Here is a 15384-nt window from a genome sequence, read left to right as displayed (position 1 = left end):
TTTCGAGATACCCGGCCTTTCAGTGCCACTTTCGAGCGGTCGCCCTGCCCTACCTGAGCTCATTCGGCCACACGGCGCAAAATCTCTGCGCAGCCGCCGTGCTGATAACATTTCGGGCCGTACATGTGAGCGGCGTCTAATCCAGCCAAGATGCCAGTCCGTTTCAGGAGGTTGTGTACGAGCGTGTCGACCACGATCATCTGGCTGCCAACGTCGAAACATCGCGGTCGGTTGGCGCGGTCGGCCATCAGTATGGTTGACAGCGTCATCGCCAGGACCTTGTCCGACACCCCGAAGATGTGCCGCATCGGCCCGATCAGCACCTCCTGGCTTGCACGGCTATCTGCAATGCCGATCTCCTTAAGGCGTTCTTCTATCCAGCCAACAAGGTCGGATTTTGCCTGATCGCGTATAAACAGATAGAGGCTTGTTTGGTTCAGTCGACCATTGCGCAAGGGATGACGCGGCAAGGGGCAACATGCGATGTGGTCGGGCTGAGAGCATGACTTGCTCGTCTTATCGTAGCGGCAACCTTCGAAAGTCCAATAGCTCGGGAGGAGAGGGCAGGTTGGTTGAGCGGCAAGCGGGACTTGATCGTCCGCCAGGTCGCGTTGCCGTTCAAATCTAAATAGGAGTGCGCGACACTATCCGAGCTTCCCTGGAAGCTAAAGCTGTCCATCATCCAATCAAACAGGTCTGCCGTGTTGTTCGCTCGTAGTGCAAACACCAAGCGAGAATCGATTGAGCCTGTGCCGTCAACTGAGACAGTAAAGTCCGGATCGACGCCGAACGCGCAAATGGATTTGATCAGGTCGACTGCAAATGCCATCGGCTCACTTTGCGTTGGCCTGTCACGGCGCCGTTTCGGTGATTTCGCTAGATGAGCGATACCAACCTCCGTTGAGCGTCGCTGTCGCCGTCGATGTATCGTTGCGTCGTCTGAATTGAGCGATGGCCGGCCAATAGCTGCACGTCCCGTGGGAGCCGCCTGCCTTGTGGACAAGCCGCGCGGCGCGCGTAATGAAGGTTCGCCGCCCTGAGTGAGACGAGCAGCCTCTGAGGCCAGTCGTCTGAAAAGCCCGATTGAACCAGACAACGATGCTCAATGGCGTCATCGGTCCGCCGCGTTCGGATCGCACGATTGGACCGTTTCCTGGAGACGACGGCCGCAAAGACATCAGCGCTTGTCGCAAATCTTCTTGGACTGGAATGCGGCGGCCGTGTCGCTACTTCGCAACGCTATCCCGCACTACTATTGTCGAGCCAATTTCGCCTTCGGCGCCCTCGACCATGTCCCAAGTCAGCCTAGCAATCTCAGCCGCGCGCAGGCCAGCTTTTAGGGACAGTAAGATAATAACGCGGTTTCTATCCGGGTGCCGAGTCGTATCGGCGAAAAAGAGCAAATCTTGCGCCGCTTGATCAGAAAAGTATCTTGGCTTGTTTGCCTGCCATCTTGATCAAACCGAATGCTAGATTCTATCAATTCAGCTGATCGCCGCAACAGAATATATGCTTATCAGTTTGCCTGGTGCGACAAGCTTCGGCGATGCGGTCACTATAACGAATAGCCCGAGCCCAGCAAACAGCGAACTGATAAGGTTTTGAGAGAAAGCTAATCAGTCCTGTGAGAGCGCCTCGGCCTCATGCCGCTCATTGCGCGACAGGCGTTGCAGTTCGAAGTTTGACAGCACTCTCATTGTTTCCTCCATCGTTCCGGTCGCGACTGCCGCGGCCTTCTTGAGTACCGCCCTGCGCAGTCGGCAGCGGGCTGCACCGCTTGCGGCTGAAACGGATGAAGAGTGCTTGCCACTTGCCGCTATGAAGCTGGCGAAAGCGCGAAGACCGCATCAGAAGGACGAGCGGAAAGCGGTTTAGAAACGTCTTTTGAGGGAAACGGTGAGAGTGATTTCAGACCTCCAGAGCTGACCAACCCAAATAAACAATTGAGAACGGATGGAGCGACCCAGCGCCCCGCCAACCATTGCGAGCACCGGAGAAATGACGTTATTGTGCGAGTATCGGAAGACCGGAGCGGGGGATGAACCAGAAGGGCAAGAGTAGCGTCGACCCCAAGGAAGCGGAACGCCAGGCCAGATTTGATCGGCGATACCGGCTTCTTGAACTTAAGGAGCGGCGAGAAGACCGCGCTCTTAAGCAAAGAGAGCTTGAGCTTGCTCAAGGGCGCGGCATTAGATTTACGTCCGCACAGGCGACCGTGGCCGGTGCAGCGCTGGCCGTGCTGAGCGCGATTCTTGGTGGGCTAATACAGAGTTTTTCAGCGCGCGACGTTGAAGCCGGACGAAACGCGTCTCAGATCGCGATTCAGGAGCTGAAAGTTCGAGGGGATATCGCTCTCGAAAAGCAGAAGCAGGATGCGGCCGAGAGGCTCGATCGCGCAAAATTTGAAACGACGCTAATCCTCAAAGCGACTGAAGCTCCGCGCCGAGAAGACCAGATCAGAAATTTGAAATTCTTTCTTGCGGCAGACTTCATCAGCGACCCCAAGAACAAGATCGCGAACATGAGTGAGGATGCCTATCCGTCGTCACCTCCGCCAACAACGGAAAAAGCAAAAACACCGGCGGATCTATACAGGGACTCGATGGCGGCAGTTGGGCTCATTTCGGTAACCGGTATGGAGACCAATGGGACGACAATCCAGCTGCAGGGAACGTGCTTCGTCGTAAGTAAGGACGGATATGCGCTTACGGCTGCTCATTTGTTCCCAGACACGCTTCAATCCAGAAAAATTGAGGTCGCGTTGCGATCGAAAGACTCTCCGCGCCTTCCTGCCCAAATGGTGAAGATCGACCGAGAGTTAAATATCGCGCTCATAAAGTTAAGCGGAAATACTGGCTTTGCTCCAATCACAGTATCACGTGAACAGCTCCAAACGGCGGATCCCGTATTTGCGCTCGGATACCCCACGGGTTTGGATTCGGCCATCGCATCAGGAATTGTTACGTCGCTAAACGAGGACGCGGGCAAGATAGCTCTATCAACTGCATTGAACGCAGGTTTCGCGGGAAGCCCCATATTTGGAAAAAGCGGTGAGGTTGTTGCGATAGTTATTGGAAACCGGCAAGACCTTAGCGGCGCAGTTGCCGTTCCGATTAGCTTTGCGCGCTCTTTGCTCTCAACCGTTGGATTCCAGTAACGGAAATGGCAGACTGTTCGATTGCATGTTATTCGGGTGGCTCGATAGGACGGCCTTCCCGAAAGCGAAACACTTTTATCGAGGAGCGGTTATGCCGATTTCAGGAGAGCTGCGTCAGAGCGCGCGCGAGTGTCTTGCCCGCGCGAGAGAACTGATCGCCCGGAATCAGGAAGCGGCGACGCGTTATGCCTGCCTTGAACTGCGACAGGCCATCGAATATCTCGCCTACCAGCAGCTCGACGCTTATCTGGATGAGGTCCCGGACGACGCAATGCGTAAATGGACCCCACGCGACGTCATCGCGCAGATGCTTACAGTCGATCCTACCGCCGACAAGACCGCGTCTGTTTCGGTGGGCGTCGAGCAGGTATACGGCCAGCCCGCAGCGGGCATGGAGACGCTGGGCGAGGACCGAAGGTTTACCCTAAAATGGGCAAACCGCTCTCACAACGCTCTCGGCAGCTTTCTGCATGCGCCGACTTTGCACCAATTTGAGACCGGCAACGTCCCAGACCACGGCGCAATGCGCGAGAAGGCGGAGGAGGTGGCCGCCGTGATCGATCACACTCTTGCATCCCCGATCTATAATGCGAACTTCGGCGAGTTTTATGAGATCGACTGCGTATGCGGTCGAAGGTTCAAGCGCCGCGCGGGCAGCTTCACGGCGCAGCAAGGCATTGTCTGTCCCAACACGAATTGCCGAACCATTTGGGATGTGGCTTCCGAGAAAGGGACAAGGATTGAGCTAAGGCCGCGTCAAACCGAATATGTTTGCCCGTCCTGCAAGGGAACAAGATATCTGCTCAACCATAAAATCAAGGCAGGCGGCGTGATTGTTTGCGATTGCGGAGGTAGGGCCGAGATCTGCCTGAGCCTGTCTCCCTTCGAGGAAGATGCGAGCTCTCCTGAATCCGCGCCTTAGCAGCTGTTGCCGGCTTGCCGGCATCGGGGAGGGCGCTCCCCGAACCCTTCCCATGGCCGCTTAGGGCTGCGTCACCCAGCGGCCAGCGGAGCGCGGCGCGGCGCTCCACACCTCCCGCGGCCGGGGACGCCCCGGCACCCCAGCACGTATCGGAGTTAGGTGCTGCCTGCTTGAGCAACAAAGCGTCCTGACGGCTTTACCGGCCGAGGCGTTGCGTCAGCATGTGTACACAGCGCGTCGCTGGAAACACCCTCACATTTGAAAAGGAAACCAATGGCCGACAGTAGAACACCCTCGCACGACGCGTTCGTTGTTGGTGGCGACGGTCGTAAGGCAACTTGGACCCGCGTAGGGGCGGCGTGGCCGAACGACGACGGGAAGGGATTCAACATCGTGATCGCGCCGGGCGTTGCGGTGTCGGGTAAGATCGTGCTCCGGGAGCCGCGTTCTCAGGACGATCAGAAGCGCGGCTAGCGCGACGGTCGTCGAAGCCTCAAGAGGCCCTCTATTGAGGGCCTCTTCGCGTTGGGCGATTAACCAAGACTGCGGCCGCACACCCGGGAGATGGCCCTTTCCTAGTTCTCGCCAAAAAAGTGTAATACATTGTTTACCATCGCCCTCCCTCTAGATTCAGTGCGTTGGCAATGCGCTCTACCGTGTCTATCATCTTGTGCTTGCTTGCCTTTTCGTCGGCGCTGGGCAGCGAAGTGAAAGCCGTGCCCGACATCGTAGATGCGGATACGATCTGGGCGGGGACCACCAAGATACGTCTCAGTGGTATCGACGCCCCAGAGACCGATCAGATCTGTTTGGATGCTGGTGGAAGGACCTGGGACTGCGGCATCGAGGCTAGGAACAAGCTTCGAGCCTACGCCGGTACGCACGCCTGGACATGTGAACTGAAGGGTGTCGACCTCTACAAGCGTCATTTAGGCGACTGCAAAGTCGCTGGCGAAGATGTCTCACGCTGGCTTGTCCGCAATGGTTGGGCGCTTGCGTTTCGTAAATATTCGATGGCTTACGTGGCTGACGAGCAATTCGCCCAACAGCACAAGCTCGGGCTCTGGAGTGGCGCATTCATCGCGCCGTGGGATTGGCGGCACAGGAATCCTGACACTGTGATCCTCGGGTCAAGTGCTGTCCCCTTGCACGCGCAGCGGTCGCTCCTGCCCGTCGTTGCCCAGCCGCCATCGCCCGACTGTGCCATTAAGGGCAATCTCAAGGCTGCCAATCAATGCATTTATCATCTGCCTGGCGGCAAATTTTATAATCGGCTTTCTATGGATCGCATCTCGGATCGGCGTTGGTTTTGCTCTACGGCAGAGGCCGAAGCCGCCGGTTGCCGTAAATCAAAGATCTAGTTCAAGGCTGCGTAATTATGAGTCCCAACAGTAACCGGCAGTCAGCCCTACAGCGCTTACGCAGCATTTTCAGCGAGCCTGTACATCCCTATCGACCCGCAACAGACATTTTTCTCGATCTAAACGTCGATCGCATAGCTGACGAAATGCGCCTCGCCGAGCTTGGGAAGGAACGCGGGGCGCAAAACCGGCCCGCTTCCGATACGCAGGCGCTGGACGATATTGAGCGTCAAATTATGGAAAAGGTCACCGCGCATAAGCAGCAGTCGCATTCGATCTATCTCGACCATCTTCATACTTATGACGACCGCATAACGGCTCTCAGCTTCGAAGGAAGCTTCGCAATCATTCAGCAGGCGGCACCCGAAGCTGTGGGCGACTTTAAGGCCGAAGCGACGGTTGGTCGCGACCACCTGTTCGTACTACGTCGCGGGCTTAACGAATCAGAGGCCGAGCGCGATAGCTTTCGAGCCCATCACAAAATCGAGCGACCTGCACGTCTTGCCAGCTTAGGCAAAACCATTCTCAAGATTGGTATTCTGGCAATATCGTTGACGTTTTCCACCTCTTTCCAAAGATGTATGTGATCCGGCCGCAGTTTTTCATGCCGATGATTACGCTTCTGCGGAACGCGGCTACCAACTCTTTGAAATACAAGACGGAACTGGCGCTCGTTAAGGCGCAAAACATCGACATCACGCAATTCGAAACCCAGCTTGAGACGTTCAAGAACGGATTTGCCAAGAACTACGACCTCGCCTCCCGAAATTTCCAAACGGCGATCGCCGAGATCGATAAATCCATCGATCATCTGCAGAAGACCAAAGATGCCTTGATCGGGGCTGACCGCAACCTTCGCCTTGCAAACGACAAGGCGCAGGACGTGACGATCAAAAAGCTGACCCGGGGCAACCCCACGATGGCGGCGAAATTTGCGGAGCTTAAGAGCCAGCCAGCTGAAGCCGCCGAGTGAAATACGAGCCTGCTCGAAGCGGCGCACGATCGCTCTAGTTAGTTCAATCGCTACCGGCTGGAGCGGCGGCGATAGTTCAGCAGTTCCCAGCGGGCAATGCTTTCCGGCTCGGCTTTGCGCCGCACCGCTTCGATGACCGCGCGATATTGGTTCTCGTCAACGATCTCGGTCCAGTTGACGCGTCCGCGCAGGTGGGTCTTTTCGATGATGATCCTGTCGATCGGACAATGCGGCGGCTCGGAAATCTGGCCGAGGCACCAGTGGTACTTGAGCACGAGATTGAGGAGCTTTTGAGCGACGCCGTATCTGTACCGTCCGTCTCGCAGGGAGTCTGGGAGAGCCCCTGTGCCGAATTCCACCAACTGCGCAAGGTTGAGATAGTGCTGCCGCTCGGTGCAGGGTCCAACGTAATGCGGAAGCAGCCGGGTTGTGATGAATTCCTGGAGCTTGTCGCGCAGTTGCCCGGACTGTCTTGAACCTGCAGCATACAGGTTGACGCGTTGCACCGATGCCGCCCAAGCGAGTGTCCATAGCTCTCTCAGCACAAACTGTTGTTCAGGTTCTGGCGACTGCATGCGCGATCCATCGGAAGACTTTGCTACGGGTCGATCTTAGCGTTCTCATTAAATCTCTGCACCACCCCGTCGGAAGGGTCGGGGGAATAGGCCCGCAGCGCTTGCCGGCAAGGGCTTCCACGCGCGTCGCACAGGGAGCCCTCGCGCGGAGCCTTTCTTGTGCCTGGCCGCTGAAGCTGCGGGCCTTGAATTCCCGGCCGGCCGCGATGGCGCTGAATAAAACCAAAGGGAGCCCTTACATCCGTTACCATGCGTCAAAGAAGGGCCTTGCAGTCTTGGAATTCAGACGGTGTAAGGGCTTACGAGACATTCGGTCGACTATAAGATCTGATCGAATGGAGTCAGTTCCTGGACTGATAAGCTTTCTAACAAAAGCTCATCAGTTCTAAGCCGTTGGGCCTTGCGTCATTCATGCAGCCAATACCAGGTGCGGACCTGTGCACTCAGGTGCCGGGCCTCAGCTCGGGCCAGACCACTCGAAGTGCGGCAAGCGTCGTCGCATCGCCGCAAAACTCGCAGCCGTCAATGCTCGGCCGTTTGCGTCTCAAATGGGGGTGTGGCGGCGCCCAAGGACTTGCGAACAGATAGTTCTTGCCATCTGCAAACCGAGCGCCTGCCTCAAAACGCGCCAGCTCAAGCGCAAGCAGCGCGCCGGCGAGATTGGAGATGAAGGCAAAAGGAGCCAGAACCTGCTCGCCGGAGGCCGACAAGAGTGCCTGCTCGGCGCAGAGCTGCTTGAACAGGCTATCGAAGGCCATGCCGACGAGAGCGGGTTCATCCAGGCCGGGATGCTTGGCCGCGATGGCGCTGGCGACACCTGCGTCGATGAGGTTGCCCGACGTTACGTCAGCTAGCTCGACGCCGAGCCCGGTCGCGATGTCCTTCGCGCGCGCCAACTCGTCGGGGATGTGACGATAGATACAGGCGAGGCAGGCATCCGGGTTTGGCTGGCGGTGCGAATGCACGATTACCTCCACGGCGCCCGTCGTGGAAGCGTCGATGACCTCGAGAGGAAGATCGGCCTGGACGGAGCGGCGCGCAGACCTGCTGTCCGCGCCGATGATCGCGCGCTTCACCCGCCCACGCTTCCGGACGACGTCCGCAAACGTCCCGACGAACGGTGTCAGCGACAGTCGGGGAAAGTCGGGCTGGGCGCGGGCGGCAAGCGTTTCGGCCTTCTGTCCGTTGTCGCCGGGCATGAAATAGAGGCACCGGTTCGGATTGCCGCCGCCAACGGCCTTGGGATCGGCGACGGTGAGCTCACCTTCGATGGCAAGGTGCCGTGCCGCGCGCAGAAAACCGTTACCCACGGCACCCGCGCCGACCAGCACGGTGTCGTCCAACCGGATCGGCACGGAAAGCACGTCTCGCGTTGCGCCGAGCGCATCGAACCGAATGTTAAAAGGATCAGCGGCCGATGCGAACTCAATGTTCTCGATCAGCGTCGCGATGGCGACCGATGCCGCAAAGCAGGCACCGATAACCCTCTGTACCCCGTGCAGCGGCGGCGCGTTCTCGAACGGCAAGGGCGAGCGCGACACCGTGACTGCATCTGCCGTGATCGCCACGAACAGCTGCCGCGCTGAGGCGCGGGCCGGGCTGGCATGGATAACAATCTCCAGGTCACAGCCGCCTTCTGCTGGCGCCGCGGTCAGGGTGCGCTCAAGCTCCTCGTGCAGTTCTTCTCCGAACAGGCTACCTTCCGCAGGCCCGGCGGTGATCGTAAAGCTCTGCGCGAGCTTGGTGGCCGCGGCATCCTCGCCGATCCCGAGGATACGGGCGAGCATCCGTTCGTTCTCTTGGGCTGGTGTAATCATCAGGTCAGCATCAGGTATTGCGGCAGGTCGTGGGCTGGCACTTCTAGCCAGCGGTCGTCCGGCGACAGGCAGAAGCTGGCCGAGCGATCAAGAAAGTTCGCGGCCGTGACGCCCTTTGCGAACTGGGGCACTACGATCGAGAGCGCGCCCTCATGACAGACGATCGCCCAAGCGTCGTCGGCGCGGGAATGGAAGGCCTCGGCCGGATGCGAGTGAACTTGCGCCGCGAGCGCGAGCTTTCTCGCCTTGAGGTGCACCATCAACGCCGTCATGCCGGTGGGCGGGATGCGAAACACGTCGACTTCAGCAGTGTGTTCGGGCACAAAGGCCTCGGCGATGAGCGAGCCGTCGCCGAGGGGGCGCCGAGCCAGCCAAAGCACGATGCCTTCCGTTCCGCGCCGTCCGGCGGCCCGGAGAATTTCGAGGGTCTCGTCAACCAAGGATATCGGACAGCGGAGCAGCATTACGGGAAACCCTTCCGCCACACCCCGTTGAGCTGGAGAAGGATGCCAACGATCCCCATGCCCTCTTGCTTGCGGTAGTTGGCCCAGTTGTCGTTCACATGGCTGCTGTGCGTGTGATACTCGCGCGAGCCGCGCATGCAGATGAACGGGCCGCCCTTCACCGAGTGCGGGCCGCCGTTAAATACGCCGCCCGGCGGCATCGGTCCCGCCCAGTTGCTCCCGTCAGGCTTCAGGATGTCGATGCCCGGCGGTCTCTCGTCGAAGTCTTCGCCGTGAAAGCGCAAGCGCACCGCCGGCTTGTGCTCGATGGTGACGTCGAAAATGGGAAACGTCCTGGAATGCACGACCAAGCCGAGACGGGACGCTGCGGCGTCGCTCAGCGCCGCCACGTCCTGCTCGAAGTTGGCGCGGGCGAGAGCCTCATGCACCGCCGCCGCCCTCGTGCTTGTGGTAGTCGATCTCGACGATGCACGACAGGTTCAGTTCCTTGAACGTCTTGCGCGTGTCGATCTCCTTGCCGTCGATCGTCGCCACCCAGTCGGTAGTGTTGGTGATCTTCAGCTTGTCCGCGGCGCGCTTCAGCACCTCAGCGACCACGGTCTTCTCGTCGACCCGCGCCAGTTCGTCCTCACTCGGATAAAGGCCTTTAGGGGTGATCACAGCCACCGCCACGTCGTGATGGTGGCCCTTGCGAACATCGTCGGCATGCTCCTGAACTACCTGATCCATCGTATCTTTCTCCGAATTCGGTCGGCCGAGTCGCCGGCCGGCGTTGCAGTTTATAATTCCAACATAAAAAGATGTCAATATTACGAACATTTTGGACGAACCCGTAATGTTTGCCAAATTGACATTGCGAGGGCCGCCGCATATGATTCGACGAGATTTACTCCTAGATTCAGCGTGATAATGCCGGATACCTTCAATGAAGAACTCGGCCGCCAAATTCGTGCCGCCCGCAAAGGGAAACTGACGCAGGAAGGATTAGGTTCACTCGTAGGACTGTCGCGCACCGCCATCACCAATATCGAATGCGGACGACAGCGCCTGCTTGTGGATCAACTGGTCGAGATTGCGTCTGCACTCGGCGTGTCTGCGTCATCGCTATTGCCGGAAGGACCGAAGCTGCTCGCCGTTCAGAAGACCGAGGCTGCAATGGCCGAGATGCCGACCGTTCGCCAATTCATCACGTCGGTTAAGAAGCATTCGGCGCGGAGCGCCACATGACCGTGCTGCGCGCCCGCTACGCCAAGATCGACGCGCTCACCAGTGATCTCCTTGAGAAATACCGCGTTAGGGGGCCGGCCGTTCCCGTCGAGAATATTGCCCGCGGCGAGGGCGCTTCGATCATGGTACGCGAGTTTAACAACGAAATTTCCGGACTTCTGTTACGCCAGGGCGGCTCTGCTATCATCGGCGTCGAGAAAAAACAGTCGCCAGCAAGGAAGCGTTTCACAATCGCGCACGAACTCGGGCACCTGATGCTTCACGTAGGACGCGAAGTTCGGTTCGATACCGCCTTTCGCATCAATCTGCGCTCGCCGGAATCGTCGACCGCCGAGGACGTCGAGGAGATTGAATCAAACGCCTTTGCTGCGGCCTTGTTGATGCCCGAACCGTTCCTGCGAAACGACACAGCCGGCTTCGTGCTCGACGTCGAGGACGCTGCACTCGTGCAAAAGCTAGCGAAACGCTACAACGTCAGTGCGCAGGCCATGACCGTGCGTCTTATCAATCTTTCGTCGCGCGGAAGACTTTAATGCCATGCTGGCTTGTTCCCATCGCTGACCGGCTGAAGTCAAATTTCGGTCGTCGTGCTGCGCCGACCGCTTCGACCGTTTCCAAATCTACCCGCTATAGGCCGCGCTACACTGTGCTAGCTTATTTTCCGGAAGTGACGACCGATCCACCGGCGATGCATTGGGCGCCATGCCATGCGTCCGTGATTAAGCGGTTCAAGGCCTCCGTGACCTGTCCTTACGGGCATGGCCTGACCCTCCGCGGCCACCGAATTGCGGCTGACGGAACAGTTCATCCCAGCGTCGTCTGCCCTTCATCGGAATGCGTCTTTCATGAATATATCGTGTTGAAGGGCTGGCCGTTCGGCGCGGTCGATTGAACCGCTCGGATCATCGCAGATCGCTTCAATTCCCGTCAGGTTGCCAAACTGAAGCCTGATTTCTAGATTGGATCGCGGAGATCGAGGCGTCGCGTCACGAGCTCTGCTCGGGCGCTTGGTCCAAGTCGCCCGGACCACCCATTCCGAGAGCTTCGATTGTCAGCGCAGAACGAAAACTCAACCGATGAGCGATGGAGTGCTGAAGAGATAGCGCTGGCGGCTGAAGCCTATATGAATATGCTTGAGGACGAAATCGCTGGTCGCGAGATCAACAAGACAGCCATGCGCGAAAAGCTCAGGGCAGGAGGACTTTCCGGACGAAGCGATGGGCGATCGAATATCGCATGCAGAATATCTCCCACGTTCTTGAGACCAGGGGACGCGCTTGGATAACTGGCTACAAACCGGCAGGCAATGTTGGGCCAACAAACACTGAGGTGCTCAAACGAAAAATCGACGAGCTGACCGAGGGAAAGATCTATCTTCCCCATGCACGCGCGACGAAGTTGTCTCAACTCGTTCCGTCGCTCAACCAGTTGATGGGCGTGAAAGCAGTCTACCGACAAGTTTCGTCTTTCGTACTCTGTTTCGGAGGACGAGGTAATCCCAGGGCCAAGGGCTATTACTCATTGCCGGCGGCCGCAGCAAAAAAAAGTGGCCGATCAACCCTTCATCATAACTATTGGAGGCGGGAAAAGCGTCCTTCCAGAAAATGATGGGCGCGTTGTCGACCTGGTTCGCCTCAGCCCCGTTTATGGCCCAACGGCGCTACTTCTCTCTGATCCAGACGAAGTGCGGCGGCTTGCTCAGTGGCCAGTAGCCATTGCTTTGCGCGAAGTGTGGCGCTTCGTGGGAATGCCCCTACTGATCGAAGATCTGGGATTCCTTGACCGCACGATCCTCGCTGGCGCGCAGGATGGAATCATTAGGCCACAACAAATCGAACGACTTTACGACGCATTGAGAGCCGCCGAACTCGAACCAGCTAGGCTTCCCGCTGGCGCGAATTTCTTTGATGATGGTACCCCCAGGTTGGTCAGCTCAAGGTTGCCTTCACTGCCGGCCGTAGCGAAGGAAGAAGGTCGGCGTTATTGGAAGCTTCAGCAACTGACTGAACGAGATGCCTCGCTCAGCAAGGAAGCAAAACGCCTAAATGCGTTAAGGCACGGTACGTTTACTTGCGAGGCCTGCGGCTTTGCAAACGCGAATGCTGCGATGCTTGACGCACATCATCCGACTCCCCTGATGATAGGCATACGTACCACCATCGCAGAACATTTAGAAATCTTATGCCCAACTTGCCATCGAAGAGCGCACCGCACGCCTGATCGTCTCAAACCCGTGCCCCTGCACGAATTGAAGAAGTGGTGCGCGGACGGCCGGCGCTAGCGGTCTTCCAGGAGGGCCCTGAAATTGGGCCTCGCACAGTTCTTCGCCTGCTGCGCAAGCGCTCACCTTCAAGTTGGGGAAGAGTTGGCGGTACTGAAGCAGCACTGATAAGGAAATCACTCAAATGCAGCTAGTCGACTGACTGACAAGCTTTGGTCGCAAATGGAGTCAGTTGGCCAACTGATAAGCTTTTCTGCGAAACGAAATTTTCCTAGCGGCCAACTGCTTCCTCAGGTGCAGAAGCTCCGGGCGGTTGTCGCTTTGGGCAAAGATGCCGGACGTCTAAGCAGGCATCTTCGGGCTACAGTCCAGATCTTTCAGGATGATCCCTTTCTTGAGAAATCTCTCGTTGCCAGTACTTGGGGTAAATTTGCCAGCTTTCCTTGAGGTATTTGAGGTTGCGGGAGAGGATTTGACACCTTAGGACGCGGATTGTATTAATACGCGCACCGATTGAAGGATGGCCTCATATCGAAGGATGGCCCCTATGAAGAGCTTCTTTGCCCAATTGGTGATTTTGATTGCGATGACCTCAGTAGTTGTGGCTGGCGATCGGGCACGCGATTGCGTGAACTGTACACCTGTGCGAACTGCGCAAGGGATTGGCAACTGCTGCAGCAGCTGCGGTGGACAGACTGCCTGTACAACTTGTCGAGCCAACGAGGTGTGTTTTCGCGATTGTCATGGCGGCAATAACCCTGCTGTGTCTTGCCATCCAACCAACGGCATGCTCGATGGTCCGAAGCCCGTGATTGTTCCTGCTTCTTTGCTGTACTGAATTCGGACCAATCGGTTCATCGCACTCTCTACGCCAGTCCGAAGCTAGTAAACGCTTCCCCTTGGCCAAAGCGCGCTGAACGTTGTTCGTTTGGACAGTACTTAGAGTTTTCGAATGCGCCGGTTGGGATGCAGTTTTTAAGCAGGGTCATTTTTTCGAAGAAGGCGATGTCCAACGCCTCTGCCTCGGCGGATGATGAAGATTTCGCGCAATGGCCTGCGCACCGATACTGCGCCTTGCCCACGATCCTCTCGATCGCCTTCTGGATTGCGCGGCAATTGAGCGATCGGAGTTGCTTGGTCGTCTTAGTAGTGGGATCCTACGAAGGATGAGCGCTGATCACTTGCAGGGAGCCCCCGAGACCAAGAAGATGGCCATGGTCTAGTTTGCACTCAATGAGACCGTCAGCCTACGAAGTTCGCCTACCAATTCGAGGGCGATCGTGGCCAAAGTCCAAACCGTTTCCTGGACCGCACTCCTTGTCGACGGGCAGTTGGCGAGGAGAAAATATCTCGTGCAACCCACGCATGTGATGTTGCAAGCGGCGCATTAAACCGCGATCTTTACGTACGATGCGGTGGACTACTCTGCGCAATCTCAGTGCGATAATCGAGCGTTCCTGCATGTCCGCCAGCACACCAGAATAATTGACTACACGGTACGGTTGCGCGATATTGTTGCCACCGCTAGGTTTCTTTGGAAGCTGCCAAATGACCCCGCTGCGGCTAATTTATCTCATAGTTATTGCCCTCTGCTTCTCGTGTGTGGGGCAGTTCGCCCAGGCGCAAGACTTCCCTTCTGCTTATTCAAACTGCACGCCCATTCAGCTTGCCCATATTGGAAATTGTTGCCAGACCTGCGGGGCGCGCTGGATTACGTGTAAGCTGTACGAAGTATGCGACGCGGTCTGCGGAGCCAGCGACATTCCTGGTGTGTCCTGTCATCCGAGATACGCGCTCCTCTCACAGATGACCGGGTTCATAAGGGAGTGTAGACCATGCGACCACTTGTCTGCGGATTGAGTCTCATTTTGCTTCTGGCTGCCCCGTTAAATGCGCAAAGCGATCTGAATGACGAGGGGTTAGCAGCTCAGAGCCCTGCCCCTGGAATAACAAAAGAAGAGTTGGCTATACTGCTCAAGACAGAGTTCGCTTCTAATCTCAAGCGTCCTTCCCCGCTCGCGTTTTCAGATGATGACGCTAAGTTTTGGGCAGGAAAGGCTAAGACTGCTCATAAGAACGCCCCCGTGGAACGCGGTGATCTCGCCAAAACCTACGATGTAGTCGTCCAAATCGGACACTATCCTAGAAAGACCGGTCGTACCGGGGGCCAAGGCAAGTTCGTATCGGAGCAGGAAATCGCCGCCTTGGTTGCCGTGGGGCTCCAGCAACAGCTTGCAAAACTAAAGAACGGAAAACAGCCTTTCAGTGTGCTGTTGGTTGGTGCTGATGATTATACAGCCCACTTAAAATCCAAGATATTTCTTGCCCTTCACACGGATGCCGCTGCAAGGCAATGCGTTGTCGGACCTAGTGTGGCCTATCAGAAGATCGGGGACGCCTCTGGCATGCATGCTATTGCTCTGGCGTTGGCCATCACCTTGGGTAAGGACGCCGAGAGGTTTATGAACGATAATTACACTAAGGATGAAGCCGGGTACTACGCATTCAAACAATTCGATACTACCGAATTCAAAGGACTGCTCGAAATGTCTGAACTCACTTGTCCGGACCAAGAGAAAGCGCTGCTCGAGCGGGCCGCCGCCCTTTCAACAAACCTTGCCTACGCTGTTCAGTTCGCTCTCCGTCCGCCCCGTAGCTGAGAGGGTA

17 protein-coding genes and 1 pseudogene are annotated in these 15384 nt (G+C 57.2%); 10 read left to right on the top strand and 8 right to left on the bottom strand.

Features of this window, described 5'->3' with window-relative positions; all coding sequences use genetic code 11:
• Positions 1 to 59: 59 nt before the first annotated feature.
• Complete coding sequence (locus tag KUF59_RS38265) at positions 60 to 470, bottom strand: hypothetical protein (protein ID WP_258767907.1); 411 nt, start codon at positions 468 to 470, stop codon at positions 60 to 62.
• Positions 437 to 829, bottom strand: coding sequence for a hypothetical protein (locus KUF59_RS38260; protein ID WP_258767906.1), 393 nt, complete (start codon positions 827 to 829; stop codon positions 437 to 439). Before KUF59_RS38260 ends, KUF59_RS38265 begins: the two co-directional genes overlap by 34 nt.
• A gap of 1209 nt (positions 830 to 2038) precedes the next feature.
• On the opposite strand from KUF59_RS38260, the gene KUF59_RS38255 reads away from it, so the two are divergent.
• From KUF59_RS38255 to KUF59_RS38230, 6 genes and pseudogenes are all read left to right on the top strand, one after another.
• Positions 2039 to 3157 carry a S1 family peptidase gene (locus tag KUF59_RS38255; RefSeq protein WP_258767905.1) on the top strand — a complete coding sequence of 373 codons (1119 nt, stop codon included), beginning with the start codon at positions 2039 to 2041 and terminating at the stop codon, positions 3155 to 3157.
• Positions 3158 to 3248: 91 nt separating this feature from the next.
• Positions 3249 to 4079, top strand: coding sequence for a hypothetical protein (locus KUF59_RS38250; protein WP_258767904.1), 831 nt, complete (start codon positions 3249 to 3251; stop codon positions 4077 to 4079).
• Positions 4080 to 4352: 273 nt separating this feature from the next.
• Positions 4353 to 4553 carry a hypothetical protein gene (locus KUF59_RS38245; RefSeq protein WP_258767903.1) on the top strand — a complete coding sequence of 67 codons (201 nt, stop codon included), beginning with the start codon at positions 4353 to 4355 and terminating at the stop codon, positions 4551 to 4553.
• Positions 4554 to 4735: 182 nt separating this feature from the next.
• Positions 4736 to 5440, top strand: a complete 705-nt coding sequence (locus tag KUF59_RS38240; RefSeq protein ID WP_258767902.1) for a thermonuclease family protein — start codon at positions 4736 to 4738, stop codon at positions 5438 to 5440.
• A gap of 17 nt (positions 5441 to 5457) precedes the next feature.
• Complete coding sequence (locus KUF59_RS38235) at positions 5458 to 6027, top strand: hypothetical protein (RefSeq protein ID WP_258767901.1); 570 nt, start codon at positions 5458 to 5460, stop codon at positions 6025 to 6027.
• A pseudogene (locus tag KUF59_RS38230) lies at positions 5976 to 6413 on the top strand (DUF2130 domain-containing protein); the annotation flags it as partial. The gene KUF59_RS38235 and the pseudogene KUF59_RS38230, both read left to right, overlap by 52 nt.
• 50 nt (positions 6414 to 6463) lie before the next feature.
• Here KUF59_RS38230 and KUF59_RS38225 read toward each other — a convergent pair.
• From KUF59_RS38225 to KUF59_RS38205, 5 genes are all read right to left on the bottom strand, one after another.
• Positions 6464 to 6988, bottom strand: coding sequence for a hypothetical protein (locus KUF59_RS38225; protein WP_258767900.1), 525 nt, complete (start codon positions 6986 to 6988; stop codon positions 6464 to 6466).
• A gap of 443 nt (positions 6989 to 7431) precedes the next feature.
• Positions 7432 to 8775: a ThiF family adenylyltransferase gene (locus tag KUF59_RS38220; RefSeq protein WP_258767899.1), complete on the bottom strand. Its 1344-nt coding sequence runs from the start codon at positions 8773 to 8775 to the stop codon at positions 7432 to 7434.
• 29 nt (positions 8776 to 8804) lie between these two features.
• Entirely contained in the window at positions 8805 to 9245 is a 441-nt protein-coding gene (locus tag KUF59_RS38215) for a hypothetical protein (RefSeq protein WP_258767898.1), read from the bottom strand.
• Positions 9246 to 9268: 23 nt separating this feature from the next.
• Positions 9269 to 9697, bottom strand: a complete 429-nt coding sequence (locus KUF59_RS38210; RefSeq protein WP_258767897.1) for a putative metal-binding protein — start codon at positions 9695 to 9697, stop codon at positions 9269 to 9271.
• The gene (locus tag KUF59_RS38205; RefSeq protein ID WP_258767896.1) at positions 9690 to 9998 is read right to left on the bottom strand and encodes a hypothetical protein; all 309 of its coding nucleotides are present in this window, start codon (positions 9996 to 9998) and stop codon (positions 9690 to 9692) included. The genes KUF59_RS38210 and KUF59_RS38205 overlap by 8 nt, the downstream gene beginning before the upstream one ends.
• Before the next feature lie 180 nt (positions 9999 to 10178).
• Between KUF59_RS38205 and KUF59_RS38200 the strand changes: the two genes are divergently transcribed.
• From KUF59_RS38200 to KUF59_RS38190, 3 genes are all read left to right on the top strand, one after another.
• Entirely contained in the window at positions 10179 to 10496 is a 318-nt protein-coding gene (locus KUF59_RS38200; RefSeq protein WP_258767895.1) for a helix-turn-helix domain-containing protein, read from the top strand.
• A complete protein-coding gene (locus KUF59_RS38195) occupies positions 10493 to 11029 on the top strand; it encodes an ImmA/IrrE family metallo-endopeptidase (protein WP_258767894.1) in 537 nt (178 codons plus the stop codon). Before KUF59_RS38200 ends, KUF59_RS38195 begins: the two co-directional genes overlap by 4 nt.
• Positions 11030 to 12042: 1013 nt before the next feature.
• On the top strand, positions 12043 to 12777 hold the full coding sequence (locus tag KUF59_RS38190; RefSeq protein ID WP_258767893.1) for an HNH endonuclease signature motif containing protein: 735 nt from the start codon (positions 12043 to 12045) through the stop codon (positions 12775 to 12777).
• An 806-nt stretch (positions 12778 to 13583) separates the two neighbouring features.
• Here the strand turns inward: KUF59_RS38190 and KUF59_RS38185 are convergent.
• Positions 13584 to 13799 carry a hypothetical protein gene (locus tag KUF59_RS38185; RefSeq protein ID WP_258767892.1) on the bottom strand — a complete coding sequence of 72 codons (216 nt, stop codon included), beginning with the start codon at positions 13797 to 13799 and terminating at the stop codon, positions 13584 to 13586.
• A gap of 753 nt (positions 13800 to 14552) precedes the next feature.
• Between KUF59_RS38185 and KUF59_RS38180 the strand changes: the two genes are divergently transcribed.
• Positions 14553 to 15377 carry a hypothetical protein gene (locus tag KUF59_RS38180; RefSeq protein ID WP_258767891.1) on the top strand — a complete coding sequence of 275 codons (825 nt, stop codon included), beginning with the start codon at positions 14553 to 14555 and terminating at the stop codon, positions 15375 to 15377.
• Positions 15378 to 15384: the final 7 nt, after the last annotated feature.

It is taken from the genome of Bradyrhizobium arachidis (assembly GCF_024758505.1).
Classification (GTDB): domain Bacteria; phylum Pseudomonadota; class Alphaproteobacteria; order Rhizobiales; family Xanthobacteraceae; genus Bradyrhizobium; species Bradyrhizobium manausense_C.
The sequence above is the reverse complement of the archived record's forward strand: the minus strand, read 5'-3'. Positions and strand labels throughout refer to the sequence as shown.